Annotated in this window: 25 protein-coding genes; 9 read left to right on the top strand and 16 right to left on the bottom strand. The window is 71.0% G+C overall.

The annotated features are described in order from the left end of the window. The 3 genes from ABFY20_RS11170 to ABFY20_RS11160 all read right to left on the bottom strand — a co-directional run bounded on the left by ABFY20_RS11170 (position 1) and on the right by ABFY20_RS11160 (position 2,188). Positions 1-939, bottom strand: a complete 939-nt coding sequence (locus ABFY20_RS11170; protein WP_368496330.1) for a hypothetical protein — start codon at positions 937-939, stop codon at positions 1-3. Positions 940-1,073: 134 nt separating this feature from the next. After that, entirely contained in the window at positions 1,074-1,268 is a 195-nt protein-coding gene (locus tag ABFY20_RS11165; protein WP_368496329.1) for a hypothetical protein, read from the bottom strand. Between the two features lie 53 nt (positions 1,269-1,321). Further along, entirely contained in the window at positions 1,322-2,188 is an 867-nt protein-coding gene (locus ABFY20_RS11160) for a glycosyltransferase family 2 protein (protein WP_368496328.1), read from the bottom strand. A gap of 121 nt (positions 2,189-2,309) precedes the next feature. On the opposite strand from ABFY20_RS11160, the gene ABFY20_RS11155 reads away from it, so the two are divergent. Beyond that, a complete protein-coding gene (locus tag ABFY20_RS11155) occupies positions 2,310-4,793 on the top strand; it encodes a glycoside hydrolase family 3 C-terminal domain-containing protein (protein ID WP_368496327.1) in 2,484 nt (827 codons plus the stop codon). Between the two features lie 54 nt (positions 4,794-4,847). On the opposite strand, the gene ABFY20_RS11150 is transcribed toward ABFY20_RS11155, so the two are convergent. The 5 genes from ABFY20_RS11150 to ABFY20_RS11130 form a co-directional block, all read right to left on the bottom strand. After that, positions 4,848-6,491: an FAD-dependent oxidoreductase gene (locus ABFY20_RS11150; protein ID WP_368496326.1), complete on the bottom strand. Its 1,644-nt coding sequence runs from the start codon at positions 6,489-6,491 to the stop codon at positions 4,848-4,850. Between the two features lie 80 nt (positions 6,492-6,571). Further along, positions 6,572-7,489, bottom strand: a complete 918-nt coding sequence (locus ABFY20_RS11145; protein ID WP_368496325.1) for a carbohydrate ABC transporter permease — start codon at positions 7,487-7,489, stop codon at positions 6,572-6,574. Next, on the bottom strand, positions 7,486-8,436 hold the full coding sequence (locus tag ABFY20_RS11140; protein ID WP_368496324.1) for a carbohydrate ABC transporter permease: 951 nt from the start codon (positions 8,434-8,436) through the stop codon (positions 7,486-7,488). Before ABFY20_RS11140 ends, ABFY20_RS11145 begins: the two co-directional genes overlap by 4 nt. A 14-nt stretch (positions 8,437-8,450) precedes the next feature. Beyond that, positions 8,451-9,794 (bottom strand): ABC transporter substrate-binding protein, encoded by a 1,344-nt coding sequence (locus ABFY20_RS11135; RefSeq protein ID WP_368496323.1) that lies wholly within the window; start codon positions 9,792-9,794, stop codon positions 8,451-8,453. Positions 9,795-9,888: 94 nt separating this feature from the next. Next, on the bottom strand, positions 9,889-10,941 hold the full coding sequence (locus tag ABFY20_RS11130; protein WP_368496322.1) for a LacI family DNA-binding transcriptional regulator: 1,053 nt from the start codon (positions 10,939-10,941) through the stop codon (positions 9,889-9,891). Positions 10,942-11,098: 157 nt separating this feature from the next. Between ABFY20_RS11130 and ABFY20_RS11125 the strand changes: the two genes are divergently transcribed. The 5 genes from ABFY20_RS11125 to ABFY20_RS11105 all read left to right on the top strand — a co-directional run bounded on the left by ABFY20_RS11125 (position 11,099) and on the right by ABFY20_RS11105 (position 16,396). Then, positions 11,099-13,186 (top strand): hypothetical protein, encoded by a 2,088-nt coding sequence (locus tag ABFY20_RS11125; protein WP_368496321.1) that lies wholly within the window; start codon positions 11,099-11,101, stop codon positions 13,184-13,186. Positions 13,187-13,251: 65 nt separating this feature from the next. After that, positions 13,252-14,286 carry a zinc-binding dehydrogenase gene (locus ABFY20_RS11120; RefSeq protein ID WP_368496320.1) on the top strand — a complete coding sequence of 345 codons (1,035 nt, stop codon included), beginning with the start codon at positions 13,252-13,254 and terminating at the stop codon, positions 14,284-14,286. A gap of 63 nt (positions 14,287-14,349) precedes the next feature. Next, on the top strand, positions 14,350-15,423 hold the full coding sequence (locus ABFY20_RS11115; protein ID WP_368496319.1) for a spore photoproduct lyase family protein: 1,074 nt from the start codon (positions 14,350-14,352) through the stop codon (positions 15,421-15,423). Beyond that, positions 15,413-16,039 (top strand): 2'-5' RNA ligase family protein, encoded by a 627-nt coding sequence (locus ABFY20_RS11110; RefSeq protein WP_368496318.1) that lies wholly within the window; start codon positions 15,413-15,415, stop codon positions 16,037-16,039. The genes ABFY20_RS11115 and ABFY20_RS11110 overlap by 11 nt, the downstream gene beginning before the upstream one ends. Before the next feature lie 9 nt (positions 16,040-16,048). After that, positions 16,049-16,396: a DUF2200 domain-containing protein gene (locus ABFY20_RS11105; protein ID WP_368496317.1), complete on the top strand. Its 348-nt coding sequence runs from the start codon at positions 16,049-16,051 to the stop codon at positions 16,394-16,396. On the opposite strand, the gene ABFY20_RS11100 is transcribed toward ABFY20_RS11105, so the two are convergent. Together ABFY20_RS11100 and ABFY20_RS11095 are read right to left on the bottom strand one after the other, a co-directional pair. After that, on the bottom strand, positions 16,397-16,999 hold the full coding sequence (locus ABFY20_RS11100; RefSeq protein ID WP_368496316.1) for a helix-turn-helix domain-containing protein: 603 nt from the start codon (positions 16,997-16,999) through the stop codon (positions 16,397-16,399). 2 nt (positions 17,000-17,001) lie between these two features. Next, the gene (locus ABFY20_RS11095) at positions 17,002-18,351 is read right to left on the bottom strand and encodes an NtaA/DmoA family FMN-dependent monooxygenase (protein WP_368496315.1); all 1,350 of its coding nucleotides are present in this window, start codon (positions 18,349-18,351) and stop codon (positions 17,002-17,004) included. A gap of 152 nt (positions 18,352-18,503) precedes the next feature. On the opposite strand from ABFY20_RS11095, the gene ABFY20_RS11090 reads away from it, so the two are divergent. Both ABFY20_RS11090 and ABFY20_RS11085 read left to right on the top strand, forming a co-directional pair. Next, a complete protein-coding gene (locus ABFY20_RS11090) occupies positions 18,504-18,695 on the top strand; it encodes a hypothetical protein (protein ID WP_368496314.1) in 192 nt (63 codons plus the stop codon). Positions 18,696-18,794: 99 nt separating this feature from the next. Next, positions 18,795-19,445 carry an isoprenylcysteine carboxylmethyltransferase family protein gene (locus ABFY20_RS11085; protein WP_368496313.1) on the top strand — a complete coding sequence of 217 codons (651 nt, stop codon included), beginning with the start codon at positions 18,795-18,797 and terminating at the stop codon, positions 19,443-19,445. 4 nt (positions 19,446-19,449) lie between these two features. On the opposite strand, the gene ABFY20_RS11080 is transcribed toward ABFY20_RS11085, so the two are convergent. Beyond that, positions 19,450-19,905, bottom strand: a complete 456-nt coding sequence (locus tag ABFY20_RS11080; RefSeq protein ID WP_368496312.1) for a DUF805 domain-containing protein — start codon at positions 19,903-19,905, stop codon at positions 19,450-19,452. Positions 19,906-19,958: 53 nt separating this feature from the next. Continuing rightward, positions 19,959-20,714 carry a TetR/AcrR family transcriptional regulator gene (locus ABFY20_RS11075; protein ID WP_368496311.1) on the bottom strand — a complete coding sequence of 252 codons (756 nt, stop codon included), beginning with the start codon at positions 20,712-20,714 and terminating at the stop codon, positions 19,959-19,961. A gap of 122 nt (positions 20,715-20,836) precedes the next feature. Here ABFY20_RS11075 and ABFY20_RS11070 point away from each other — a divergent pair, with 122 nt between their 5' ends. After that, positions 20,837-21,778, top strand: coding sequence for an NAD-dependent epimerase/dehydratase family protein (locus tag ABFY20_RS11070; RefSeq protein WP_368496310.1), 942 nt, complete (start codon positions 20,837-20,839; stop codon positions 21,776-21,778). Positions 21,779-21,782: 4 nt separating this feature from the next. Here the strand turns inward: ABFY20_RS11070 and ABFY20_RS11065 are convergent, their stop codons facing one another. From ABFY20_RS11065 to pgi, 4 genes are all read right to left on the bottom strand, one after another. Next, positions 21,783-22,175: a TIGR03618 family F420-dependent PPOX class oxidoreductase gene (locus tag ABFY20_RS11065; RefSeq protein WP_368496309.1), complete on the bottom strand. Its 393-nt coding sequence runs from the start codon at positions 22,173-22,175 to the stop codon at positions 21,783-21,785. 48 nt (positions 22,176-22,223) lie between these two features. Next, positions 22,224-22,487 carry a hypothetical protein gene (locus ABFY20_RS11060; RefSeq protein WP_368496308.1) on the bottom strand — a complete coding sequence of 88 codons (264 nt, stop codon included), beginning with the start codon at positions 22,485-22,487 and terminating at the stop codon, positions 22,224-22,226. Between the two features lie 64 nt (positions 22,488-22,551). Further along, on the bottom strand, positions 22,552-23,436 hold the full coding sequence (locus ABFY20_RS11055) for an alpha/beta fold hydrolase (RefSeq protein ID WP_368496307.1): 885 nt from the start codon (positions 23,434-23,436) through the stop codon (positions 22,552-22,554). 85 nt (positions 23,437-23,521) lie between these two features. Continuing rightward, positions 23,522-25,264, bottom strand: a complete 1,743-nt coding sequence (gene pgi / locus ABFY20_RS11050) for a glucose-6-phosphate isomerase (RefSeq protein ID WP_368496306.1) — start codon at positions 25,262-25,264, stop codon at positions 23,522-23,524. Positions 25,265-25,324: the final 60 nt, after the last annotated feature.

The raw sequence follows: 25,324 nt of genomic DNA, 5'->3' as shown, positions 1-25,324 counted from the left end.
CTACGCGGCGCGTCGGCGCTGAACCACTGCCGCCGAGGCCAGCGCCACCGCCGCGAGCAGGAGGTGCACGCCGAGGCCCAGGTACCAGGCAGGAGCGCCCCACTCCTCGACGGGCCGTTCCGGCAGCGGTGCCACGGCGTTCTCACCGCACTCGTCGTCGAGCACGGCCTGGGGAAGGGGGTTCTGCGCCTGCCGGAGGTCTTTCGCGATCGTGCCGAACCAGTCACGCGGCTGGCCGTAGGCGTAGCGGTCGACCGCCGACGCATCCGCCACCACGACGAAGGGGTTGAGACCCAGCGCCACCCAGTTGGGCAGCCGGGTCGGGGTGACAGCCGTGGTGACCTCGGGCGGCAGGCACACGAGCGTCTCGGTCTCCTCGTCGTATTCCGAGGTGACGAGGGTCGTGGTCACCGTCAGGTCTTCGACCGATCCGGTGAGCGGAGCAGCGAGCGAGGTGCCGACCGTGAGCAGCGCCACGGCGAGGTAGCCGAGCAGAACGGATGCGACCCGGCCCGTCACGAGCACGGCGAGAGCCGTGACGACGGCGGCGAGCACCCCGAGCTCGACAGCCGTGAGGAGCAGCGAGACGAAGAAGGTGCCGGGCGAGACGCCCCCGGCCACCGCAGCGACGAGAAGTACCGGAAGCGCCACCACGACGAGTCCGAGCGACAGCAGCCAGGAGGCCAGCCACCCGCCGATGACCGACCCCGGTGCCCGGCCGCCGGCCAGGGCGGGAAGCGCCACGCATCCGGCCGCGAGCACAGCGAACACGACACCCGAGAAGGGAAGCCCGGCCATGTGGCCAGAGGAGAAGCCCTCGAAGATCCACAGCACGACGGCCCAGACGATCGACCCCAGCAGCGTGATGCCGTACGCGACGTACCACCCCGGCCGGCGCAAGCGTGCCCTCAGCTGTTCCCCGATCGTCTCTCGCGTCATCGCGCGTGCCCCCTGCCAGCTCGTGTGTCGTGCGGGTCAGCCTAGCGAAGCGTTTCCAGACGGCGTGCGCGGGCCCGGCCTGCTGTCACGCCAGAGGTCGAGTCGGTGCCCCCGCCTCTGAGGTGCCGAATCGGTCAGGGGTTGGGCGGCCAGGTGAGGGAGACGGCCGCGGGGGCGATGCCCGGATCGGTCGCTGCGACCGAGAGGGAACGAGTGACGGCAGCGCGGTCGTCGCTCGAGAGGATCGGGCGCAGGGTGACGGCCTCGCCCGTCGTGAGGTCACTCGTGCGGGCGGCGGCTGCGATCGACGAGCTCCATCGGGCGGTCACCCTCGTGTCCCATCGTGTGATGCCCCACCCCCGCGGCGCGCCGGGCGGCGCTGCTAGTCGGCCTCGGCGACCTCGACGGCCTTGGGCACTCCCCCCCAGCGCTGGGCGACGCGGTGCTCGGTGAGGCGCCGACCGGCGTGCAGGGCTGGGTAGATGCCGAGGAAGACAGCCATCGGTGCCAGGAGTCGCAGGTCGCGGATGCCGTGCGCCTCGTAGGTGCGCTTGAACCGCTCGACGTAGTAGAAGTAGTCCTTCGGGGCCGAGTCGAGGCGCCGGGCCGACATGCCTGCCACCATGGCCGAGACGTAGCCGATCTTGAAGCCCTTGAGAGCGAGGTGCACGGCGAGGTCGATGTCTTCGTGCATGAGGTCTTCGCGATCGGCGCAGACGTCGCCGCGCACGGCCAGCCAGGCCTCCTTGGTGATCGCCATGTTCGTGCCGAACAAGAAGACGTAGTCACCGGCGAGCCGCACCTGCAGCTTGCGGAAGCTGTCGTCGGCCTTGTGGCCGAACCGCCGCATGGGCATGTCGTAGTACTCGACCGGTCCACTGGCGGCTACGAACTCGCGGGTGGCGAAGGCCCGCTTGACCTGCTCGACCCAGTCGGGGGCGAGCGCGGAGTCGGCATCGATGCGGCCGATCACGTCGGTGGTCGCCGCGTCGAAACCGGCGTTGCGGGTGGGGGTGATGCCCTGCTCCGCATCCTGGACCACCACCCGGATGTTCGCGTCGGGGAACGCCGCCGCCATCGCCTCGACCGCCGCACGCGTGCCGTCGGTGGAGCGGTTGTCGACGACGATGATCTCCTCAGCAGGAACTGTCTGCTCGATGCACGCGACGAGGCAGCGCCGGATGCCCGACTCCTCGTTGTAGGCGGGGATCACGATCGAGACGGTGGGGAGGGAGGCGAGGTCGGTCACGGCGTCGTCGTCTTTCGGCTCGGTGTTCGCGGGTCTCCGCCGGATGCGGTAGGCCCAGTGTGGCAGACGGAGGGCGCTGCACGACAGCCGTCAGGCGCGGACGGTTCTAGCATGGAGCGCGATGACCGAGACGAGTGCAGACCAGGTGGAGCTCCTCACCGACGCCGAGAAGGTGGGACTCACCGCGGGCGAGGGCGCGTGGAAGACCGATGCCGTGCCGCGCGTCGGCGTGCGTTCCGTACGGTTGGGCGACGGGCCGCACGGGGTGCGGAGGCCGCACGACGGAGCGGGGCTGTCGATGTTCGACTCGCACCCGGCGACCTGCTTCCCGACAGCCGCTGCGCTCGGCGCGAGCTGGAACCCCGCGCTGCTCCGCGACGTGGGGGAGGCGCTCGGCCAGGAGGCGACAGGCCAAGGGCTCGGGGTGCTGCTCGGCCCCGGCGTGAACATCAAGCGCACCCCGGTCGGCGGCCGCAACTTCGAGTACTTCTCCGAAGACCCGCTGCTGTCGGGGCGACTCGGCGCCGCCTGGGTGGCCGGCGTGCAGTCGACCGGAGTGGGAGCCTCGGTGAAGCACTTCGCCGCGAACAACACCGAGTCGCGCCGCTACGGGGTCGACGCGGTCGTCGACGAGCGTGCGCTGCGCGAGCTCTACCTCCCGGCGTTCGAGCACATCGTCACGACCGAGCGACCCGCCACCGTGATGGCCGCCTACAACAAGCTCAACGGGGAGCACTGCACCGAGAACCGCTGGCTGCTGCACGACGTGCTGCGCACCGAGTGGGGCTTCGACGGGGTCGTGGTCTCCGACTGGGGTGCCAGCTGGGACCGCACGATCTCCATCCCCGCCGGTTGCGACCTCACCATGCCCGGTCTCGGGCGCAGCGACGACCGCTACGTGCTCGGCGCCCTCGCCGCCGGAACCCTCCCGCGCGACGACCTCGACCGGGCCGCCGCGCGCATCCTGGCCCTCGCCGCTCGATACGGTCGACCCGGCCGCCGCTTCGGGTTCCGCTCCCGGCGGCCGCTCGACCTGGCCGCCCACCACGAGCTCGCGCGCCGCGCCTCGGCAGCGGGCACGGTGCTGCTGAAGAACGACGGCGAGCTGCTGCCCCTACCCGACACCGGGCGCGTCGCCGTGATCGGCAGGATGGCGGCGGAGCCGCGCTTCCAGGGCGCCGGGAGTTCGCACGTGGTGCCCACGCGGGTCGAGACGCTGCTCACCGCCCTGCGCCAGGAGCAGGGCCTCCACGTCGACTACGCCCCGGGTTACGACGGCGACCACGACTCGGCGACGGATGCGCAGATCGCCGAGGCGCAGCGGATGGCCCTGGCGGCCGACGCGGCGATCGTCGTCGTCGGTCTTCCGGAGACCTACGAGACCGAGGGGGTCGATCGCAGCCACCTGCGCCTGCCCGGTGCCCACGACCGGCTCGTGCGGGCGGTGCTCACCGTGAACCCTCGCACGGTCGTCGTGCTGCAGAACGGCTCCCCAGTGCAGTTGCCCTGGCGGCACGACGCACCCGCCATCGTCGAGGGCTACCTGGGTGGGCAGGCCGGCGGAAGGGCGCTCGCCGACGTGCTGCTCGGGCGTGCGGAGCCCGCCGGGCGACTCGCCGAGACCTTCCCCGAGCACTACGACGACCACCCGGTCTCCCGCCTCCACGACGGCCCGGCGACGCTGGAGTACCGCGAGAGCCTCTACGTCGGCTACCGCTACTTCGACTCGGCGGGCGAAGACGTCGCGTACTGCTTCGGGCACGGGCTCTCCTACACGAGCTTCGCCTGGTCGGACGTCGAGGTGATCGGAGCCGGGCGTGACGTCGTCGGTGGCGCCGACCCCGCGCATCCCGAGGTCGAGGTGCGGGTCACCGTCACGAACACCGGCGACCGGCGCGGTGTCGAGGTCGTGCAGTTGTACGTGCACGACGAGGAGTCGGGCCTGTTCCGCCCCGAGCACGAGCTGCGCGGCTTCGCGAGGGCCGAGCTCGAGCCGGGGGAGAGCGCCGAGCTCTCCATCACGCTCGATCGGCGGTCGTTCGCGTACTGGAAGCCGGCGGGGGGCGGCTGGGTGCTCGAGCCCGGCGCCTTCGAGCTGCGGCTCGGGAGGTCGTCGCGCGACATCCTCTGGCGCGGGCGGATCGAGCTGGCGGGCGACGGCGAGGCGGCCGTCTCGCTCGCCGAGACCGTCGCCGACAGCGCCGTCGCCGACCCCTACCGCTCGCCCTCCCGCACGACCGGCTTCCCCGCCCCCGCCTTCGAGGCCCTCCTCGGCCGGAGCCTGCCCCCGAACCTCCCCGACCTGCCCGGCGGTTTCACGCTCGACACCGCCATCCGCGACATGCAGGGGGTGACGGCGGCGCGCATCCTGTTCCGCGTCATGCACCGGCAGGCGCTCAAGACCCTGGGTGCGCCCGCCGGCCGTGCGGTCGACGAGGCGGCGGGCGACGTCGTGGCGCAGCTGAACTTCAGGATGCTGCCCACCGTCAGCGACACCCTCATCGGCCGACGGGGCGCCCGCCGCCTGCTGCGCCTGGTGAACCGTCTCGCGAAGCTCGGGGGCAGCGCCCGGAAGGGCCGCGCCGACCGCCGAGCCGGGCGGTAGCCGCGCCGGCACCCCACGAGTGCCGTTCGGCTCGAGGGCCAGGGCGCTCGAGCCTCAGCGCCCGGTCGTGACCGCCTCGCTGCGCGACCCGCGGGTGCGGATCTCGTCGCTCCAGGCGAGCGTCACACCGAGACGGTCGGAGAGCAGCCGCTGGAAGTCGGCAAGCAGCCCCGCATCGGCGTGCACCGCGGCGGGCTCGAGCGAGCCGCTCGTGCAGAACGCCGCGAGGGCGCCCGCCGCCTCGCCGATCGACCACTCCACGGGGTGCAGCCGGTAGGCGCCGTTCGTGATGTGGGTGCTGCCGATGTTCTTGTTCGCCGCCAGCAGGTTGGGCGCGTCGCGGGGGATGAGGGCGCCGAGCGGGATCTGGAACGGGTAGCAGTCGATGTCGACGTAGCTGCGCCCCGAGGTCGACGGGTGCAGGTCGATGCGGTAGAAGCCGATGCCCACGGCGTCGTCGAACAGCGCCGAGCCCGCGCCCTCGCCGCGCATCTCGCGCCCGATGTGCTCCTCGGTGACGGTGAACAGGGCCCGGATGCGCCGTGACTCGCGCACGTAGACCTCCTTCGCGAGCCCGTCCGAGGTGCCGAGCACGTCGCCGCGGAGCATCAGCTCGGGATACCCGGTGCCGCCGTCGCTGCGGGGGGCCTCGGTCTGGATCCAGTGCACGAACGACAGCGTGAGCTCCCGCGCACCCGCGAGCGCCCTGGCACGGTCGGCGGCGGTGACGCCGGGGCCGACGAGCGGTGCGTCCCAGTAGTCGATCTGCGGCCAGTTCACCAGGGTGACGTCGTGACCCGCCCACTCGGCGTCCATCATGCGCCGCGACAGGATGCGGCGGTAGTGCCACAGATCGAGATCGGCGCTCTCGACGGCGTCTTCGGGCCGGCCGGCGAACATCGGGCGCTCCCTGCGTTCGAGGGTGATCGGCTCGATGTCGACCCACGACAGCTGCGGGCCGGGCCAGAAGGCGGGAACGGTGTCGCGGAACCCGGCGTAGCCCGCCGGGCGGTCGATGACGTGCTGCTCGCCCGGTCGCAGCTCGAGCGCCGCGCACCAGGTGACCGCCTGCTGGTCGAGCGGGTCGGCGACCGCCGGGGCGTGCAGCTCGCCGGTCTCCGAGGCCGCCTCGCTCCCGACGACATGCTCGATGCCGCCGAGCTCGAGCAGCTCGCCGAGCTCGGTGGCGTCGGCGACCAGACCGCCGTGCACGACGACCTCGGCGCCCGTGCGGCGGTCGATGAGCACGACCTCCTCGATGCGGTCGCCCGAGCGCCGCACGGCGACCGGGTCGTGCTCGGTGAGGATGGTGAGCAGGCCCGATGCCTCCAGCGGCGAGGTCATCTCCCGCACGGCGAGGTGGGCGACGCGGGGCTCGTGGCAGAGCCGCGACACGAAGCCGGCGCCGGGGTTCAGCGCGACTGCCGACCGGGCGACCGCCGAGAGGGGGTACTCGCGCCGGTAGTGGTCGCGGATGCGCTCGCGCAGCTCGCTGTAGCTCGGAGAGATGGGCTGGCGGTCGATCCACTCGTGCTCGTCGGGCGGCACGCCCTGGCTGGTGAGCTGACCGCCGATCCAGTCGCTCGACTCGGTGAGCACGACCCTCACGCCGAGGCGCGCTGCGGTGACGGCGGCGGCGGTGCCGCCGAGGCCTCCGCCGATGACGACGAAGGGGGCATGGAGGTGACGGGTGGGCATGAGGCATCGGCCTTTCGTGGAGGACGGAGGAAGGAAGGGGTTCTGCGGGCGGGGGAGGAGGATGACGGCGGCTCGGCCGGTCAGCCCTTCACCCCGCCGTCGGAGAGCCCGGAGATGAAGCTGCGCTGGTTGAACAGGAACACGATGAGCACCGGCACCGTGGCGATGACGGTTCCGGCCATCAGCGGGCCGTACTGCACGTTGCCGCTGCCGAGGAAGCGGGCGAGCGCGAGCTGCACGGTCTGCACCTCCTGCGAGCTCGTGACGACGAGCGGCCAGAGGAAGTCGTCCCACACCCCGGTGAAGGAGAAGATGGCCACGACGGCGATGAGCGGCTTCGCCAGCGGGAGGTAGACGCTGAAGAAGATGCGCAGCTCGCCCGCCCCGTCCATCCGTGCCGCCTCGCCCAGCTCGAGCGGTGCCGAGGTGAAGAACTGACGAGCCAGGAAGATGTTCATCGGCATGACGATGTAGGGCAGGATGACGCCCGCGAGGGTGTCGAGCAGTCCGCTGCCGCCCTGCCCGAGGATGTCGTTGCCGCCCACCAGCGGAATGCCCCGTGCCATGAGGAAGAGCGGGATGAGGGTGACCGAGATGGGGATGGCGGCGGTGGAGATGAGCGTGTAGAACAGCGCCTTGTTGCCCGGGAAGGGCAGCATGGCGAAGGCATAGCCGGCCAGCACGGCGAGGATGCAGTTGGTCGCCACGGTGACGAGGCCCACCACCGCAGAGTTCAGCAGCGCCCTCGCGAGATCGGCGTCGAAGAACGCCGACGCGTAGTTCTCGAGGGTCGGGTTCGCCGGGAACAGCGACACCGATCCGAAGGCCTCCGACTGCGGGGTGAACGACAGCGACACCACCCAGGCGAATGGCACCATGACCAGCACGGTGACGAGCACGAGCACGATGATCGAACCCACTCGCCCCTCGCCCGGGGCATGCCCCCGGCGCATCCGGCGCAGCGCACTCACCCGCCGGGTCTCGACTGACGCCGTCACTTCTGCCTCCCCATCACTCCGCGCACGGCGAGCACGGAGAAGCCGATGATGAGCGCGAACAGCACGAACGCCATGGCGGATGCGGAGCCCATCTGGTTGTACTGGAACGCCTCGGTGTAGATGAGGTAGTTGACGGTGGTGGTGCTGGCGAGCGGCCCGCCCTGCGTGAGCACGTAGATCTCGGCGAAGCCCTGGGCGAGGTAGATGATGTCCATGGCCACCACGTAGACGAGCATCGGCCGGAGACCGGGCAGCGTGACGTAGCGGAACGTCGCCCAGCGGCCCGCGCCGTCGACCCGTGCCGCCTCGTAGAGGTCGCGGGGGATCGACTGCAGGCCCGCCAGGAGGAGCACCATGTTGCTGCCGAGCGCCTTCCAGATGCGCATCGCCGAGACGGCGTTGAGGGCGGAGTCGGAGTCGAGCAGCCAGCTCTGGGCGGGTGCGCCGAAGAAGCCGAGCACCTCGTTGAACAGGCCGGTCTGCGAGTACATCCAGAGCCACACCATGCTCACGGCGGTGAGCGAGACGATGTGCGGCACGTAGAGGGCGGAGCGGAAGAGCCCGACCCCCTTGAAGGGGCGGTTCACCAGCAGGGCGAGGCCGAGCGCCAGCACGACGGTGATCGGCAGTACCTGCAGCACGTACCGGCCGGTGACGAGCAGGGCGTTGCCGAAGTCGGCGTCGCCGAGGAGCTCGGCGTAGTTGTCGACCCCGGTGAACTCGGGCCCGGAGCGGCTGAGCGGGCTGTACGTCGTGAACGACAGCACGAGGCCGTAGATCACCGGGACGAGCTGGAAGACGACGATGTAGAGCGCGGCCGGGAGCACGAACACGAGTCCGAAGATCGCGGAGCGGCTCCAGCGCCGACGGCGGCGGGGAGGCGGAGGCGGGGTCGCCCCGGCCGGCGCGCTGGACGCGGCGACCGGGGCGATGGTGGTGGAGGTCATGGCGACTGCCGTTCTCAGCCGTTCGCGCCGAGGATCTTGTCGGCCTCGGCCGCGGCGGCGTCGAGGGCCTCCTGCGAACTCGCCACACCGTTCAGCGCCCGCTCGAGCTCCTTGTCGAGCGCGTCGCGCACCTGCACCCAGCCGACCACGTTCGGGTTGGCCTTCAGGTGCTCCGACTGCTCGAGGAAGGTGGTGATGATGGGGCTGTTCTTCGCGTAGTCGCTGTCGGCAGCCGAGGCTCGCACCGGGATGGCGCCGGTGCCCTGGGTGTACTCGGTGCTGACTTCAGGGGAGAGCATGTACTCGATGAAGTCCCAGGCGAGGTCGGGCGACTTCGAGTCGGCGTTGATCATGAGGCCGGGGCCGGCGCCGCCGAAGGCTGCGGGGTCGCCGCCCTCGAAGGAGAGGGCGGGCATGACGCGCAGGTCGCGGTCGGGGGCGGCGTCGACGATCTGCTGCATCATGGGGGCGGCCTGGATGGTCATCGCCGCGCTGCGCTGCACGAGCGGCTGCTGGGCGGCCGGGGCGTTGAGGTAGTCCTCGCCGAGGTTGGCCGAGACAGCGGTGTCTCCGCTGTAGAGCCCGGTGAAGAAGTCGAGTGCGTCGACACCCTCCTTCGAGGCGAAGGCGGCCTCGGTGCCCTCCTCGTTCACGAGCTCCCCGCCCGCGCCGAACAGGAAGGTGGCGAACGACTGCTGGCGGGCGATGGCCTGGCTCGGCGAGAGGAACCCGGAGCGGGTGATGGTCTGGCCGTCGCGCTCGGTGAGCGCCTCGGCCGCCGTCTTCAGCTCCTCCCAGGTGGCGGGCGGGGCATCGGGGTCGAGGCCGGCGGCGGTGAACGCGTCGGCGTCGTACATGACGAGGTAGCCCTGCAGCGACAGCGGCATGAGGTACTGCACGCCGTCGACCTGCCCGCCCGGGAGGGCGGCGGCGAGGTCGTCGCGATCGTCGGCGCTCATCGCCGCGACGCGGTCGTCGAGGTCGAGGATGCGGTCGTTGGCCACGAAGTCGGCGGTCGCCGCCGGCCCGTGCCCGAACACGTCGGGTGCCGTGCCCGCCGCGAAGGCGGAGTTGAGCTTGGTGGAGATGTCGCCCCAGTCGACGAAGGTCACCTCGACGTCGGCGCCGCTTTCCTTCTCGAACGCCGGGACGATGGTGTCGGTGACCAGGTCGATCTCGGTCTGGTTGGTGCCCGGGAGCCAGACGGTGAGGGTCTTGTCGCCCCCGTCGTCGCCCGAGCCTCCGTCGCCCGCGGCGCAGGCGCTCAGGGTGAGTGCGGCGACGGCGCCGAGGGCGATGAGGGTGGTGGCACGGCGCATGTGGCGTCGCCGGGGTGTGCGCGGGGAGTGAACGTCCATGTTGTCTCCTTATTCGTATTAGCAGGATAGGTGTCGGTGAGGTGGTCGGGGAAAGTGCGGGTCGTCGGACGGGAGGGAGGTCGGGAGGCGCGGGTCAGGCCGAGCGGGTCGTGGCGGGCTCATGGTGCACCGGCGCCGCGATCGTGTCGCCGCCGGGAGGGGCGCAGTGCACGGGTTCGGCGAGGCTCGGGCGCTCGTCGCCCTCGATCACGGCGAGCAGCAGCTCGACGGCACGCCGGCCCATCTCGCGGCGCGGAACCCTGAGGTGGCTGAACGGGCCCTCCCCGCGCGGGTCGGAGTCGAGGCTCACCACCGACAGGTCGGCGGGGGCGGCCAGGCCGGCGTCGTCGAGCGCCGCCCGCAGCGCGCGAGCCAGGTCGAATGTCTCGACCACGACGGCCGTGCTGCCCTTGTCGAGGAGCCGACGCACCCGGTCGGCGGTCACCTCGGTGAGATCGCAGACCTCGACGACGACCTCGTCGAGCTCGCCCGCGGCCGCGCGCTCGAAGCCGTCGAGTCGCTCGCGCTGGGCGAAGCCGCGGAGGGGCGCTGCGAGGTAGGTGACGTGACGATGGCCGGCCGTGGCGAGCATCCGCACCACCGGTGCCATGGCGGCGGCGTAATCGGCGGTGACGTAGGGGATGGTGACCCCGGCGACCTCGCGGTGGCCGATGAACACGAAGGGGAAGCCCTCGTCGGCGAGCCGGGCGATCTCGTCGTCGTTGGTCTCGAAGCCCAGGATGATGGCGCCGTCGGCGAGTCGCATGCGGTTGCTGCCCGAGCCGTAGATGCTGCGCGTGCCGTCGGCCTTCTGCGTCGAGGCGAACAGCACCAGGTCGAGGCCGCTCTCGACGGCCCGCTCCTCGATGCCGTTGAGGAACTCGCGGTAGTAGTTGTCGGGGGCGGTGGGGAAGACCCGCTCGAAGGTGTGCACGCCGATGAGGCCGCTTCGCCCGCCGCGGAGCGACTGCGCCGCGATGTTCGGTACGTAGCCGAGTTCGGCCATCGCCTCGCGGATGCGCTCCTGCGTGCTCTCGGGGATGCGGTTGGCGCCCGCCCGGTCGTTCAGCACCATCGACACCGTCGCCTGCGACACGCCGGCGAGCCGGGCGATGTCGCTCTGGCGGGGGATGCGGGGGCGGTTCACGGGGTCTCCTTCGACTGACTGAGGCGAGCATAGGCGCTGATACGTATCAGCCGCAAGTCCCGATCCTCCCCGGTCGTCGCGCGCCGCCTGCTTGTAGTTATGCGTATAAGCGGGTAAGAACGCTCACGACCCCATCATCCGGTTCGAGGAGGAACTCGTGAGAACGAAGAGGTTCATCACCGCCGCCGTCGCGGCACTGGCCCTGGCGGGAGGCCTGCTCCAAGCGGCTCCCGCCACCCCGGCACAAGCCGTTGGCACCACCTACTACGTCGACGCCACCGCGGGCAGCGACACCAACGCCGGCACCAGCGACACGGCGCCGTGGAAGACGCTCACCAAGGTGAACACGATCACCCCGGGGCCCGGCACGCGCATCCTGCTGAAAGCCGGCACCGTGTTCACGAACCAGTACCTCGACCTCACCGGTTCCGGCACCGCCGCCGACCCGATCGTGGTCGGCCGCTACGGCACGGGGGCCCGCCCGAAGATCGACTTCGGCAACACGGCGGTGGGCGGCGAGGGGTTCGGCGTGCGGGTCACGAACGGCTCCCACTGGACCATCTCCGGCCTCGAGATCACGAGCGGTCAGCACGCCACCTCGATGCGGCGCAACGGCATCCTCATCCTGGGCACGGGGGCCGGGGGCGGTGCCTTCACGGGCATCCGCATCCTCGACAACCACGTGCACGACGTGTTCGGGCGCGACCGGCGCACCGGCGGCATCAACCTCCACGCCCGGCAGGCCTCGGCGAGCGACCCCGAGAGCACCTGGGACGACGTGCTCATCCAGGGCAACACCGTCGACAACGTCGCCGACACGGGCATCCAGACCATGACCGACGCCTACACCAGCGGGTCGAGCTGGACGCACACGCTCGACGCCTTCACCCACGTCGTCATCCGCCGCAACACCGTCACGCGCATCCACCGCGACGGCATCCTCGTGCGCGCCGGGGTGAACCCGCTCGTCGAGTACAACACCACCGACCGCATCGGGAAGTACACCGACGTGAACGCCTCCGTCGTGACCTACCTCCCCGCGGTGAGCGTCGTCGCCGCCCAGTGGGCGTACTACACCTCCGGCGCCGTGTTCCAGTACAACGAGGCGTCGCGCACCCGCCGCATCGACGGCGACGGCCAGCCCTGGGACTTCGACACGAAGGTCACCAACAGCGTCTACCAGTACAACTACAGTCACGACAACGAGGGCGGCACGCTGCTCATGATGGACCAGACCTCGAACAACGTCTTCCGCTACAACATCTCGCAGAACGACCTCGACCGGTCGAACGGAGCCATCAGCATCCCGTTCGGCGGGGGCTCTCTCGCGGTGTACAACAACGTGTTCTACCGCTCGCAGGGTCAGACCGGGCTGCTCACCACCTCCAACTCGGCGGGGGTGGCCACGTACACGAACAACATCTACTCCAACGGGGGCACCGGCACCTACGCCGTCGGCGGGGGCGCGGTCTACGCGAGCAACACCTTCTTCGGGGCCAACAGCCAGGCGGCACCCCACACCGGCAAGCTCACGAGCGATCCGCTGTTCGCGGCACCCGGCGGGGCGACCTCGATCACGGATGCTGCGGCCGCCTACTCGCTCGGTTCGTCGTCGCCGTCGCGCGACTCGGGCGCCGTGATCGCCTCGAACGGTGGTGTCGACTTCGCCGGTCGCGCGCTCTACCAGGGGACAGCACCGGACCGGGGAGCCGTCGAAGCCGCCGCCGCCACCGTGCTCTCGGCCGAGACGTTCGAGTCGGGAGGGTTCGGCGGGTGGGCCGCGGTGAGCGGCTCGTGGGCCATGGGCGGGGTTCCGGGAGCGCTGCGGCAGAGCTCGCTGACGGGGGAGTCGATCGCCTCGGCGGGCTCCACGACCTGGACCGACTACTCCGCGACGGCGCGGTTGGCCGTCACGACCCCCGACGGGAACACGGGGCTGCTGGTGCGGTACACCGACTCCTCGAACTTCCTCATGCTGCGCCTGAACCTCGACACGGGGGCGCTCGAGCTGTCCAAGAAGGTGGCGGGAACGCTCACCCTCGTGGCCTCGCAGCCGGTGTCGGTCGACCCGGGCCGGCTGGTCTCGGTGCGGGCCGACGTGCGCGGGAGCTCCGTGGAGGGCTGGATCGACGGGGTGAAGCTGATCACCTGGAGCAATCCCTCGACCGACCTCGCCTCGGGCAAGGTGGGAGTGCGCACGGCCTCGTCGGCGGCCGTCGTCGACGAGGTGGTCGTGCGGGGGTGAGCGGCGTGGAGCGCGGCGGAGTCATCCACCGCGCCCGACGCCATCGCCCGGTCTATCATCGGAGCGTGACCTGGCCCGAGGGCGACATGCCCGTGCTCACCCTCTCCCCGCACACCGTCTCGGCGGAGCGCCGGCCGATCCCGCCCGAGACGCCGGGAGAGGTGCTCGTCGAGGTGTCGTACCTCGGCATCTGCGGCACCGATGTCGAGCTGCTGCGCGACCGCAGTTACTACATCGAGCAGGGCCTCGCCTCCTACCCGCTGGTCTTCGGCCATGAGTGGACGGGCATCGTGCGGGCGGTCGCTCCGGGCGTGGGCTCGGTGATACCGGGCGACGCGGTGGTGGGGCAGACTCTCGTCACGTGCGGAGCGTGCGGACCGTGCCAGTCGGGCTTCCGCTCGGCGTGCCTGGCGCACCAGGAGGTGGGGCTGCTCGGGCGCCAGGGCGCGGCGGCCCGGTACATCTCGATGCCGGCCACGGCCCTGACGCGACTGCCGGAGGGTGCGTCGTTGCGCGATGCGGTGCTCATCGAGCCCGCAGTGACCGCGATGAACGCGCTCGTCACCACCGGAGTACGGTTCGACGACCGGGTGGCGGTGACGGGCACGGGCACCCTGGGGCTCCTCGCCGTGGCCATGGCGCGCACCATCACGCGGCACGTCGACGTCATCGGCACCACCGAGACCGGTCTCGAGCTCGCCCGGGCACTCGGTGCCGAGCGCGCCCTGCACCCCGAGGAGGCCGCCGACGACTCCTACACGGTCGTGATCGAGGCCTCTGGGCGGCCCTCGTCGGTGGCGGCGCTCGGCCGGATGCTGCGGCCGGGCGGCCGGGCGGCGCTCATCGGCGTGGTCAACCAGGAGGTGCCCGGCTTCCTCCCGTCGCTTGTCACCATGAAGGGCCTGTCGGTGCACGGCATCTTCCACGGCCTCGACCACTACGGCGCGACCGCCGAGATGATCACGGCACCGGGCTTTCCGGCCGAGCTGCTCATCGACCGGGTGCTGCCGTGGAGCGAGGCCGCCGAGGCCTTCCGTCTCCTCGCCGACCGCGAGCTCGAGCGGCCGAAGGTGCTGCTCGACCTCACCGCGATGCGGTAGCGGCGACCCGGCGCGGGAAGCCTCGCGCGAGCGGGTGTCGGTGGCTGCGGGTAGACAGGAGTCATGCCAGGCACCGTCACCGCTCCGCTCCTGCGCATCCGCCGCATCTACGCCGAGGCGGCCGCGCTCGAGCTGCCGCGCGGGCGCGACGTGGTGGCGCGGTGGCCGGAGGCCGAGATCGTGCCGGTCGAGTCGCACTGGCAGATCCCCGAGGTGCACGGCGACGAGGCGAACGTCGCCCGCTGGGTGCGCATCAAGACCGAGGCGCTCGTGCTCGGCGTGAAGAAGTCGCTCGTCACGCGGCCGAACGGGCGCTCGGCCGACTTCATCGCCCCCTCCACGGCCAACGGATGCGCGATGGCGTGCGCCTACTGCTACGTTCCGCGGCGCAAGGGGTACAGCAACCCGGTGACCGTGTTCGCCAACATCGACCAGATCGAGGCGCACCTCGCCCGGCACATCAGGCGACAGGGCGTGAAGGCCGAGCCGAACCAGTGCGACCCCGAGGCGTGGGTCTACGACATCGGCGAGAACAGCGACTGCTCCGCCGACGCGCTGCTCTCCGAGAACGTGCGCCAGCTGTGCGAGCTGTTCCGCATGTCGCCGACGGCGAAGGCCTCCTTCGCCACCAAATACGTCAACCGTGAGCTGCTCGAGTGGGATCCCCTGGGCCGCACGCGCATCCGTTTCTCCCTCATGCCCGCCGAGACCGCGAAGCTCACCGACATCCGCACCTCGCCGGTCGCGGAGCGGATCGCCGCCGTCAACGACTTCGTCGACGCCGGGTTCGAGGTGCACCTCAACTTCTCGCCCGTCATCCTCACCCCCACCTGGGAGCACGACTGGGCCGAGCTGCTCACCGAGGTCGACGACACGCTGCACCCGGCGGCGAAGGAGCAGCTCGCCGCGGAGGTGATCATGCTCACCCACAACGAGAAGCTGCACGAGGTGAACCTCGGCTGGCACCCGAAGGCCGAGCAGCTGCTCTGGCAGCCCGCCCTGCAGGAGCAGAAGGTGTCGGAGAACGGCGCCGTCAACGTGCGCTACCGCCGCGAGCTCAAGGCCGACGCGGTGGCGAGGTTCCGCTCACTGATCGACCGACACCTGCCCTCCTGCCGCATCCGCTATGCCTTCTGACGAGAGCGGGCGTGAGGAGCGCACCCCGATCGCGAGCCTCGAGCTGCTGCTCGATGCGCAGCTCGAGGGGCGGGTGCGAGCCGAGTGGGAAGCGCTTTCGGCCGCGGGGTTGTCGAGCCTCGCCGCCCACACCTCGCCGAGCAATCGGCCCCACGTCACCCTGCTCGTGCGCGACGCGGCGGCCGCGCTGCCCGCCGCAGAACACCTCGCTCAGTGCGTCGAACGCCTGTTGCCCCTGCCCATCGAGCTCAGCGGCCTCGTGCTCTTCGGCAGCGGCCACCGGCGGGTTCTGGCGCGCGCCGTCGTCGTGACGGAGCCGCTGCTGCGGCTCCACCGCGACGTGCACGCCCTGGCCGTGGAGGGCCGCGACTCCGACCGTCCCCACACCCGCCCGGGGGAGTGGACCCCCCACCTCACCCTCGCCCGTCGGCTGCGGATCGACACGGCCACCGAGGCGTTGCGCGCCCTCGACGAGGTGCCGGCGACCGACCCGGCGACGCCCATGGCGGGCGAGATCATCGGCCTCCGGCACTGGAACGCGGCGACCTCGACGGTCACCGATCTCTCAGCACCATTCCCCGAGGGCGGCATCCCGCCCGCCGGCCCGCGCCGCTAGCGTTGACCCATGTCGCATCGCATCTTCGGCACACCCTTCGCCGCCATCTACCCGCACTACGTGGCCAAGGCCGAGCGCAAGGGCCACACCCGGGATGAGGTCGACCAGGTCATCCGCTGGCTCACCGGCTACGACGAGGCCGGCCTCGACCGCGTGATCTGCGACGACACGACCCTCGAGACCTTCTTCGCCGAGGCGCCCGCCCTCAACCCGAACGCCGAGCTGATCACCGGGGTGATCTGCGGCCTGCGCGTCGAGGAGATCGACGACCCGCTGATGCAGAAGATCCGCTGGATGGACAAGCTCGTCGACGAGGTCGCTCGCGGCAAGAAGATGGGCTCCATTCTGCGCGGCTGATCACGTCGATGAATCACCCGCCGTCCGGTGCGCCACCGCGAGCAGGAGGTGGCAGGGCTCGGCGCCGGCGCTCCAGCGGTGGGGCACGTTCGACGGGTGCGTCAGCGCGCCCCCCGCTTCCAGAACCCAGCTGCCCTCCCCGGCGAGTTCGACGGTCACCCTGCCCTCCACGACGAAGAGCGTCTGTTCGCCGTCGCCCGTGAACCAGCCCCCGAGCGTCTCGCCCGGTCGCACGCGGTACTCGACCACCTCGAGCGGATGGCCGGCGCCGATGGTGAGCAGCCTCCCCGAGGCGGAGTCTGCCTCGGGGGAGACCGGCAGCATCCGGCCCCCACGGGCATCGACGTGGAGGATGTCGGGGGTCGACACGGCCTCGGGCAGCAGCGAGCTCACCGACACCCCGAGTGCCGCGGCGATGCGGTACAGCGTCGCCAGCGAGGGGGCCGTGTGCCCGCGCTCGATCTGGCTGAGGAACGGCTGGCTCACCTCGCAGCGCGCGGCGAGCGCGCGCATCGAGAGCCCGGCCCTGGCACGCGCGTCTTTCACCAGGCGCCCGATCGACCCGGAGGGAACCTCGGCACTCGGTGCGGTGTCGTGGGCCACGGCTACACCGTGTACCGGGCGCCGGGGTGGTCGGCGGGCAACCGCGCCGTTCCCCCGGTGAGCATCTCGCGAAGCGTGCCGCGCCGGGGCTCGTCGGGCAGGAGGCCGCGATCGCGCAGCAGGGGCATCACCTGGTCGATGAAGTCGCGGTAGGTCGCCACGCCGCCCACCGAGTGCTCGACGAGGAACCCGTCGACGTCGGTCTCCACGACGATCTCCTCGATCTGCCGGGCGACGCTCTCGGGGGTGCCGGTCACCTTGTAGCCGCCCATCGTCTCGCGCAGCCGGTCGAGCACCCCGCCCACGGTGAGCTCGGGGTCTTGATACTGCGCGAGCAACGACTGGCCGACCTCGGTGCGGATCTCGGCGAGGGTCGCGTCGGGGTCGAGCGAGAGCAGGTCGACGCCGCTCCAGCCCATGAACAGCGCGCCCATGGCTTCGCGGCTCGGTGCCGTCGTCAGCTCCTCGCGCCGGCGCCGCGCTTCGGCCTCGGTGGGCGCCACGACGACCGACAGGCCGTTCACGAGTCGCAGCGACCCCGGGTCGCGACCGTGCGAGGCTGCCCGGGCGCGGAGTTCCCGCACCAGCTCGGCTCCCTTGTCGATGCTGCGCTCCTGGATGAACACGCACTCGGCGTAGGTGGCCGCGAAGTCTTTGCCGCGGGCGGAGGCCCCGGCCTGGAACAGCGTGGGCGTGCGCTGGGGCGACGGGGGAACCGGGTAGTAGCCCTCGAGGTCGAAGTGCTCGCCGTGGTGCTCGATCTCGTGCAGGCGGTCGAGGTCGACGAGTTCGCGATCCTCCTTGCGCATCACCAGGGCGCCGTCCTCCCACGACCCCTCCCAGAGCTTCAGCGAGAGGTCGACGAACTCGTCGGCGCGGCGGTAGCGCTCGTCGTGGGGAGTCACGCCCTTCTCGCCGAGCAGCTTCACCATCGCCTCCTGGTTGTCGGAGGTGACGATGTTCCAGCCGATGCGGCCGGCGGTGAGATGGTCGACCGTCGAGAAGCGACGGGCGTTCGTGAAAGGCCGCTCAGCGGTCGTCGAGGTCGTCACCACGAAGCCGAGCCGGTCGACCGTCGCAGCGAGCCCGGTGATGAGGCTGAGCGGTTCGAGCACGGGGAACTGCACCCCCTCGCGCAGCGCCACCTCGGAGGCGCCCTCCGCCGACATGGGGTAGCCGAGTGCCTCGGCGAAGAACAGGAAGTCGAAGCCGCCTGCGTCGAGGGCCCGCGCCAGTTCCTGCCAGTAGGCGAGCGAGGTGAAGGCCGAGGTGTCGGAGTCGGGGTGGCTCCAGGCGTTGCTGAGGAAGGTGGGGCCCACGATCTCGAAGGCGCCCAGCACGATCTGCTTCATGCTCAGGATGCTCGCAGTGATTGCTGCTGCTTATCAAGAGGTGGGGGCAGCAGTTTACGAGGCCGTAACAGGCAGGGCGTTCTTCCTCCTGTCAGAATGAGCACATCAATCCCTTCTCCAACCCGCGCGCAGGTGCCGCGACGACCCGGCCGATGTCGCTCGCGCGCGCCTATTTCGCGGTGCAGGCCCTGTGCGGCGCCGCTTGGTGGGCCGCGGTGTTAACCGTGCCGTGGGTGCGAGAGGCGACGCTCGGCATCCTCGACCCGGTCGCGGTGGCCGCGCTCGACGTGCCGCTGTTCGTGATCGCGTCGATGATCGCCGCCACGCCGCTTCGTCTGGCCTGACCCGCCTCACTCGTCGTCGCGGCGTGGACGACGCTCGTCACGCTCGGCCTCGCCCTTCTCGCCACCCTCGGGGGAGGTGCAGGGTGGGGAGTGCTCATCATGGCGGCGGCGACCGGTGGGTCGCTCGTCGCCGCCACGGCGTTGCTGCTTGGTCGGGTGCCCACCGGGTGGATCGTGACCGGCCCCTTCGCCTTCAGGCCCGCGGACGCGCGCCGCGGCCCGGGCGTGAACCTCGCGGTGACGGCGGCGCAGATCGTGGCGTTCTGGGGGGTCTTCTTCGTCGTGATACCCCTGGTCATCACAGCCTTGGAGCATCGGTGGGGGGTGGGATTGTCGCTCGCCGCCCTGGGCGTGGTGACGCCCCCGGTGGTGATCACGGCAGTCACGGTGCTCGGAGCCGTCGTGTTCGTGATCGCGGGCGCACTGGGGCTCTGGTCGGCGGCGATCATGGCGGTTCGCGGTGGCGGCACGCCGCTGCCTTCCGAGATGGCCAACCGTCTGGTCGTCGTGGGCCCCTACCGCTGGGTGCGCAACCCGATGGCGGTCGCGGGGATCGTGCAGGGCGTCGCGGTCGGCCTGATGCTCGGCTCCTGGCTCGTCGTCGCCTACGCCCTGACGGGCTCCCTCCTCTGGAACCTCGTGGTGAGGCCGTACGAGGAGGCCGACCTGGAGCAGCGCTTCGGTGACGACTTCCGCCGGTACCGTGCCGCGGTGCGCTGCTGGGTGCCCTCCGTGCATCCGTATCGCTGAGCCGTCAGGCGTCGAACCGCTTGCCCGACGCCATGGGGGCCGTGAGCGTGAAGACCAGGATGATGATGCCGCCGACGAACGGGACGAGGAGGATGAGGATCCACAGCGCGCTGTGATCGGTGTCGTGGAGTCGACGAGCGAGGAGGGCGAAGCCCGGCACGAGGGTGGCGAGCCCCCAGAGGCCCCAGAGCACGAACACGACGATCGCGCCCGCGCCGGGAGGGGCGTAGCTGCCGTCGAGCTGGAGGCCGTACCCGCCGAGGAGGAACGCGGCGGTGTTGAAGACCGTGTTCACGATGACGGTCACGAGGTACCACCACCAGTACTCGGCGCGGCCGGCGCGGCCGGTGAACACCGCGTACTTCTTCCAGAAGCGCGAGACCGCCTCGCCGAACGGTGCGTTGTAGTAGGGCTGGTCGAGCGGAACGGATGCCGGCGCGATGGGCGCTGCTGATGTCATGGAAGTGTCCCCCAGTGATCTGATCGGTGATCTGTGAGTGCGACACTAGCGCCTCAGGGGAGCGTGAACCCGAGATCGGAGGCGAGCCGCTCGGTGAGGAGGGCGTAATAGCCGTCGAGGTCGGAGACCGAGCCGACGAGATGGCCGAACAGCTCGAACGAGAGCGTGCCGAAGACGGTGGTCCAGGCCATGAGCGTGCGCACGACGAGTTCGAGCGGAACCTCCTCCCGCTCGTCGACGAGACCCCGGAACCGTACGAAGTCGATCGCTCCGGCCACCGTGGCCCGCTCGGCGCTCTCCTCCGGTGACCCGGGCGCCGCCGGGCCCGGAGCCACGACGAGGGTTCCGGCGCGATAGGCGTCGATCACGATGCCGAGGATCGCCACGATCACCCGGGTGGCGGGTTCCACCGTGGTCTGCGGGGCGGCGTATCCGGGAACGGGGGAGCCGTAGAGCAGGGCGTAGTCGCCGGGGTTCGCGAGCGCCCAGCCCCGGATGGCGACGATCACCGCCGCCCAGCGCTCTCGCACGGCGCCGCGGTCGGCGACTGCCGCATCCGCCGTCTCCGCCGCGGCACCCAGGTCGTCGTAGGCGAGCACGAGCAGAGCGGTGAGCAGCTCGTCGCGACTGGCGAAGTAGCGGTAGACGGCCGAGGAGACCATGCCGACGTCGCGCGCGACGGCGCGCAGCGACAGGGCAGCCGGCCCTTCCTCGGCGAGGCGAACCCGGGCGGCGGCCAGGATGTCGGCGGTGATCTGCTCGCGCGCCAGCGCTCGTGCGGTCTTCGCTCGGGGTGGTGCTGCTTCCATCACCCCACTGTGCCGCATGATCGAGAGCATGCGCAACAAATGAGAGCACTGCTCTTGCTTTTACGATCGCGGACTGTCATCCTCGTTGTGAGAGCGGTGCTCTCGTGAGCGGAGGAGAAGACATGACCGATCGACACGTCATCGTGGGAGCAGGGCCCGTCGGGCGCCACGTCGCAGAACTGCTGGCCGACCGCGGCTCGGAGGTGGTCGTCGTCACGCGCTCCGGCCGCGACACGGGCATTCCCGGTGTCGCCGGCGTGCGGGCCGACGCCGGCGACGCCGAAGCCCTGACACGAGTGACCGACGGGGCGTCGGTGCTCTACAACTGCGCCAACCCCGGCGACTACACACAGTGGGAGACGAGCTGGCCGCCTCTCGCCGCTTCCCTGCTCGAGACCGCCCGCCGCACGGGAGCGGTCTACGCCGTCACGGGCAACCTCTACCCGTACGGGCCCGTCGACGGCCCGATGACCGAGTCGCTTCCGGATGCGGCGACCGACCACAAGGGCCGGCTGCGGGCGCGCATGTGGGCCGAGGCGAAGGCCGAGCACGAGGCCGGGCGGATGCGGGCGGTCGAGGTGCGCGGCTCCGACTACGTGGGGCCGGGAGTCGGAGCCAACGGGCACGTCACGCGCCTGCTCCCCACGGCCCGCCTGGGCAAGCGGGCGAGCGTGATCGGCGATCCCGACCAGCCGCACAGCTTCACCGACGTGCTCGACGTGGCCAGGTTGCTCGTCGCCGCCGCCGAAGACCCCTCGGCGCACGGGCGGGTCTGGCACGTGCCCACGAACGCGCCGCGCACCCAGCGCCAGGCGCTGACCGAGGTGCTCGCCGCCGGTGGGCTGCCTCCCGTGGCGGTGAGCCGCATCCCGGCGCCGTTCCTGAAGCTCGGCGCGCTGTTCTCGCCGATGCTGCGCGAGCTCGGCGAGCTGTCGTACCAGTGGACGCGGCCCTACGTGCTCGACGACTCGGAGTCGCGCGCCCACTTCGGAATGGAGCCGACGCCGTGGGGCGAGGTGTGCGAGCGCACCATCGCGCCGTACCGGCTGGCCCAGCCGGCGTAGCCGGTCAGCCCGAGTGGTTCTGCACCTGCGGCTTCTCGGGCCTGATGAGGAAGGCGGCGAGCCCGCTGCGCATCTCGTACCGCTCGCCCGTGTACGCCACCGCGATGCGGTCGACGACCTCCATCGCCTCGGTGCCGACGAGCCGCTGCGTGGCCACGCCCCGCACGGAGGCCATGTCGAGCGGGTTCGCGGGGTTCGTCACCGAGATCGCCACCCGCGGGTCGCGCTGGAGGTTCTCGTCCTTCCGCGACCCCTCGATCATGAAGACCGCGAGGCCGTCACCCTCCACCCCGACCCACACCGGCACGGAGTGCGGGCCTCCGTCGGGCAGCAGAGTGGCGAGGTGGGCGACTGCCGCCCGCTCGAAGTACGGTCGCGTGCTCTCCCAGGTGGCCATGATCCCAGCCTACGATTCCCAACCGACGGCGTGAGCGGTGCCGTGCGCTCAGTCGCGCGCGTCGGTGCCCGGCGCGCCGTCGGGGGTGCCCTCGGGGTGGTCGAGGCTGTGCGAGAGGTCGGCGCTCGACGGGTTGGCGTAGTGGGAGACCGCCGGGTCGGTGTCGCTCTCTGCGGCTGCGTCTGCGTTCTTCTTGTCGTAGAACTCGGCGTCGGCGCGCTCCTGCGCGTCGCGGCCCGCCGCCTTCTCGTCGTGGGTCGCCTCGTCGGAGCCGCTCATGATGGGCTCGTCCTGGGTGTTCGGATCGCTCATGCTCGTGACCCTAGCCCTGAGCCGTCTCCGCCGCATCCGTCGTCGACGATGTCACGAGGGCGGGTCAGCGCCGTTCGGCCGGCCCGCCTACGCGGGTGTGCTCGGGCAGCCCGCCGTGCTCGGGAGCGACGTGCGCCAGCACGCGCGCCCATTGGGTGGCGAGAGCCAGGGCGCCCCCGCCGCTCACCCGCACCACACGGGAGGTGCGGATGCGACGCCGGTACCAGTTGCCGTCGTAGCGGTCGACGGTGCTCATGTCGTCGGCGTAGGCGAGGCGAACCTCGGCCCTGATGCTGCGCAGCTCCCTCGACCACGACGCGTCGACGAGGGCGCGTCGGTCGGCCTCGACTCCGGCGGCTCCCTGCAGCGACGCTTCTTCGAGCATCCGGTCGAGGCGGTTGCTGAGGCCCGGGCGGGCGAGCAGCGGGTCGTCGGAGGGGATGCCGAGCGCCTCCGTGCCGAACGGGGGCACGGCCTGCAGGGAGGGGTCGAAGACGAAGCCGTTCGGGGCTGCGGTCTGGAACGTCACCACCCGGTCGACGAGCTGCGGATGCCGGGCGGCGAGGGAGAGCGCCACCATGCCGCCGGTGCCCCAGCCCACGACACCCACGGGGCCCAGGTCGCCTGCGCCCGAGTCGCGGGCCACCACGCGGGCGTGCACGAGGTACTCGGCGAGGTCGTCGGCGCGGTCGTGGATGCCGGTGCGGTCGGAACGCCCGCCTGAGCCTGAGCCCGAGCCCGAGCCCGAGCCCTGCTCTGCCAGCGGCGGGGTCGACCCGTAGCCCGGCCGGTCGAGGGTCACGAGGTGCACCCCCCAGCGACTCGTCACCAGGGGGTCGGGGTCGAACAGTCCCGCCCCTGGGGTCGGCAGGCAGAACAGCACGATCCGTTCCGCGAGCGGGTCGCCTGCCGCCGAGACCCCCACGGTCTGGCCGGAGGGAAGAGTCATCAGATGATGCGCCACCGGGTCGCGCCTCCTGTCGTCGCCGTCCTCCCCTTCTACGCCATCCCCGGCCATGAGCCAAGGGGGCTGATCAGTTCGTGCGCAACTCCAGGTACTTCGCGATGAGCGATTTCGTCGACGAATCCTGCGACTCGAGGGCTGCGGCATCCCCATCGACCGCCGGGGCGATCTGGAGCGCGAGCTGCTTGCCGAGCTCGACACCCCACTGGTCGAAGGAGTCGATGCCCCAGATGGTGCCCTCGGTGAACACGATGTGCTCGTAGAGAGCGATCAGCTGGCCCACGACCGACGGGGTGAGGGCCGGCGCCAGGATCGACGTGGTCGGCCGGTTGCCGCTGAACACCCGCGCGGGAACGACCGACTCCGCCGTGCCTTCCGCGCGCACCTCATCCGCCGTCTTGCCGAACGCCAGCGCCTTCGTCTGCGCGAAGAAGTTGGCGAGGAAGAGCGCGTGCACGTCGGCGCCGGGCTGCACGGCGTGACCGTCACCCGCGGCGTCCTTCAACGGATGCGCGGGGTTGGCCACGGCGATGAAGTCGGCGGGGATGAGCCGGGTGCCCTGGTGGATGAGCTGGTAGAAGGCGTGCTGGCCGTTGGTGCCGGGCTCACCCCAGAAGATCTCGCCGGTGTCGGTGGTGACGGGGGAGCCGTCCCAGCGCACGCTCTTGCCGTTCGACTCCATGGTGAGCTGCTGCAGGTACGCCGGGAAGCGGTGCAGGTACTGTGCGTACGGCAGCACGGCGTGGCTCTGCGCGCCGAGGAAATTCGTGTACCAGACGTTGAGCAGACCCATCAGCACCGGGACGTTGCGCTCGAGCGGGGTGGTGCGCATGTGCTCGTCGATGGCGTGGAAGCCCGCCAGGAATTCGCGGAAGCCGTCGGGGCCGATGGCGATGGCGACGCTCGTGCCGATCGCGGAGTCGACCGAGTAGCGACCGCCCACCCAGTCCCAGAAACCGAAGGCGTTCTCGGGGTCGATGCCGAAGGCCGCCACCTTGTCGAGGGCGGTCGAGACGGCCACGAAGTGCTTCGCGACGGCGGCGGTGCGGGCCTCGTCGTCGTCGGCGATGGCTCCGGATGCGGTGAGCCGCTCCCACAACCACTGCCGGGCGAGGCGGGCGTTGGTGAGCGTCTCGAGGGTGCCGAAGGTCTTCGACGCGACGATGAAGAGGGTGGTCTCGGGGTCGAGGCCTGCGGTCTTCTCGTAGATGTCGGAGGGGTCGATGTTCGAGACGAAACGGGCCTCGAGGCCTTCCTGTACATATGGCTTGAGGGATTCGTAGACCATGACCGGGCCGAGGTCGCTGCCGCCGATGCCGATGTTCACGACGGTCTCGATGCGCTTGCCGGTGACACCCGTCCACTCGCCCGAGCGCACGCGGTCGGCGAAGGCGAACACCTTCTCGAGCGTGCCCTGCACCTCGGCGTCGATGTCGGCGCCGTCGACGACGAAGCCCGAGGCGGGGTCGAGGTCCCCTGCAGCATCCGTCCCTGGCGCCGGACGGCGCAATGCGGTGTGCAGCACGGCGCGGTCTTCGGTGACGTTGATGTGCTCGCCCTCGATCATCGCCTGGTAGCGGGCGCTCACGCCGGCGGCTTCGGCGACGTCGAGTAGGTGGGCGAGGATCTCCTCGGTGACGAGGTTCTTCGACAGGTCGACCGTGAGGTCGCCGGCCTGGAACGTGTAGCGCTCGGCGCGCTCGGGTTCGGTGGCGAACCAGGCGCGCAGGTCGGGGGCGAACCCGTCGGCGATGCCTTCGAGGCCCTTCCAGGCGTCGGTGGTCGTGGGGTCGAGGGGCGGCTGTTCGGCCATGACATCTCCTGAGGCTCGTCGGCGTCTCGGGGCGTCGCCTGGCGACCCCCACCCCCACGA

The organism is Herbiconiux sp. A18JL235 (genome assembly GCF_040939305.1).
In the GTDB taxonomy this organism is placed as follows: domain Bacteria; phylum Actinomycetota; class Actinomycetes; order Actinomycetales; family Microbacteriaceae; genus Herbiconiux.
This window is presented reverse-complemented; position numbering and strand designations above follow the sequence as displayed.

Excerpts from the sequence above, each read along its gene's own strand:
- ABFY20_RS11070 (WP_368496310.1), top strand. The coding sequence starts at position 20,837 with ATGACCGATCGACACGTCATCGTGGGAGCAGGGCCCGTCGGGCGCCAC.
- ABFY20_RS11155 (WP_368496327.1), top strand. The coding sequence starts at position 2,310 with ATGACCGAGACGAGTGCAGACCAGGTGGAGCTCCTCACCGACGCCGAG.
- ABFY20_RS11080 (WP_368496312.1), bottom strand. The coding sequence starts at position 19,905 with ATGACATCAGCAGCGCCCATCGCGCCGGCATCCGTTCCGCTCGACCAG.
- ABFY20_RS11055 (WP_368496307.1), bottom strand. The coding sequence starts at position 23,436 with ATGACTCTTCCCTCCGGCCAGACCGTGGGGGTCTCGGCGGCAGGCGAC.
- ABFY20_RS11115 (WP_368496319.1), top strand. The coding sequence starts at position 14,350 with ATGCCAGGCACCGTCACCGCTCCGCTCCTGCGCATCCGCCGCATCTAC.
- ABFY20_RS11060 (WP_368496308.1), bottom strand. The coding sequence starts at position 22,487 with ATGAGCGATCCGAACACCCAGGACGAGCCCATCATGAGCGGCTCCGAC.
- ABFY20_RS11140 (WP_368496324.1), bottom strand. The coding sequence starts at position 8,436 with ATGACCTCCACCACCATCGCCCCGGTCGCCGCGTCCAGCGCGCCGGCC.
- ABFY20_RS11150 (WP_368496326.1), bottom strand. The coding sequence starts at position 6,491 with ATGCCCACCCGTCACCTCCATGCCCCCTTCGTCGTCATCGGCGGAGGC.
- ABFY20_RS11135 (WP_368496323.1), bottom strand. The coding sequence starts at position 9,794 with ATGGACGTTCACTCCCCGCGCACACCCCGGCGACGCCACATGCGCCGT.
- ABFY20_RS11090 (WP_368496314.1), top strand. The coding sequence starts at position 18,504 with ATGTCGCTCGCGCGCGCCTATTTCGCGGTGCAGGCCCTGTGCGGCGCC.
- ABFY20_RS11085 (WP_368496313.1), top strand. The coding sequence starts at position 18,795 with ATGGCGGCGGCGACCGGTGGGTCGCTCGTCGCCGCCACGGCGTTGCTG.
- ABFY20_RS11075 (WP_368496311.1), bottom strand. The coding sequence starts at position 20,714 with ATGGAAGCAGCACCACCCCGAGCGAAGACCGCACGAGCGCTGGCGCGC.
- ABFY20_RS11170 (WP_368496330.1), bottom strand. The coding sequence starts at position 939 with ATGACGCGAGAGACGATCGGGGAACAGCTGAGGGCACGCTTGCGCCGG.
- pgi (WP_368496306.1), bottom strand. The coding sequence starts at position 25,264 with ATGGCCGAACAGCCGCCCCTCGACCCCACGACCACCGACGCCTGGAAG.
- ABFY20_RS11110 (WP_368496318.1), top strand. The coding sequence starts at position 15,413 with ATGCCTTCTGACGAGAGCGGGCGTGAGGAGCGCACCCCGATCGCGAGC.
- ABFY20_RS11095 (WP_368496315.1), bottom strand. The coding sequence starts at position 18,351 with ATGAAGCAGATCGTGCTGGGCGCCTTCGAGATCGTGGGCCCCACCTTC.
- ABFY20_RS11105 (WP_368496317.1), top strand. The coding sequence starts at position 16,049 with ATGTCGCATCGCATCTTCGGCACACCCTTCGCCGCCATCTACCCGCAC.
- ABFY20_RS11065 (WP_368496309.1), bottom strand. The coding sequence starts at position 22,175 with ATGGCCACCTGGGAGAGCACGCGACCGTACTTCGAGCGGGCGGCAGTC.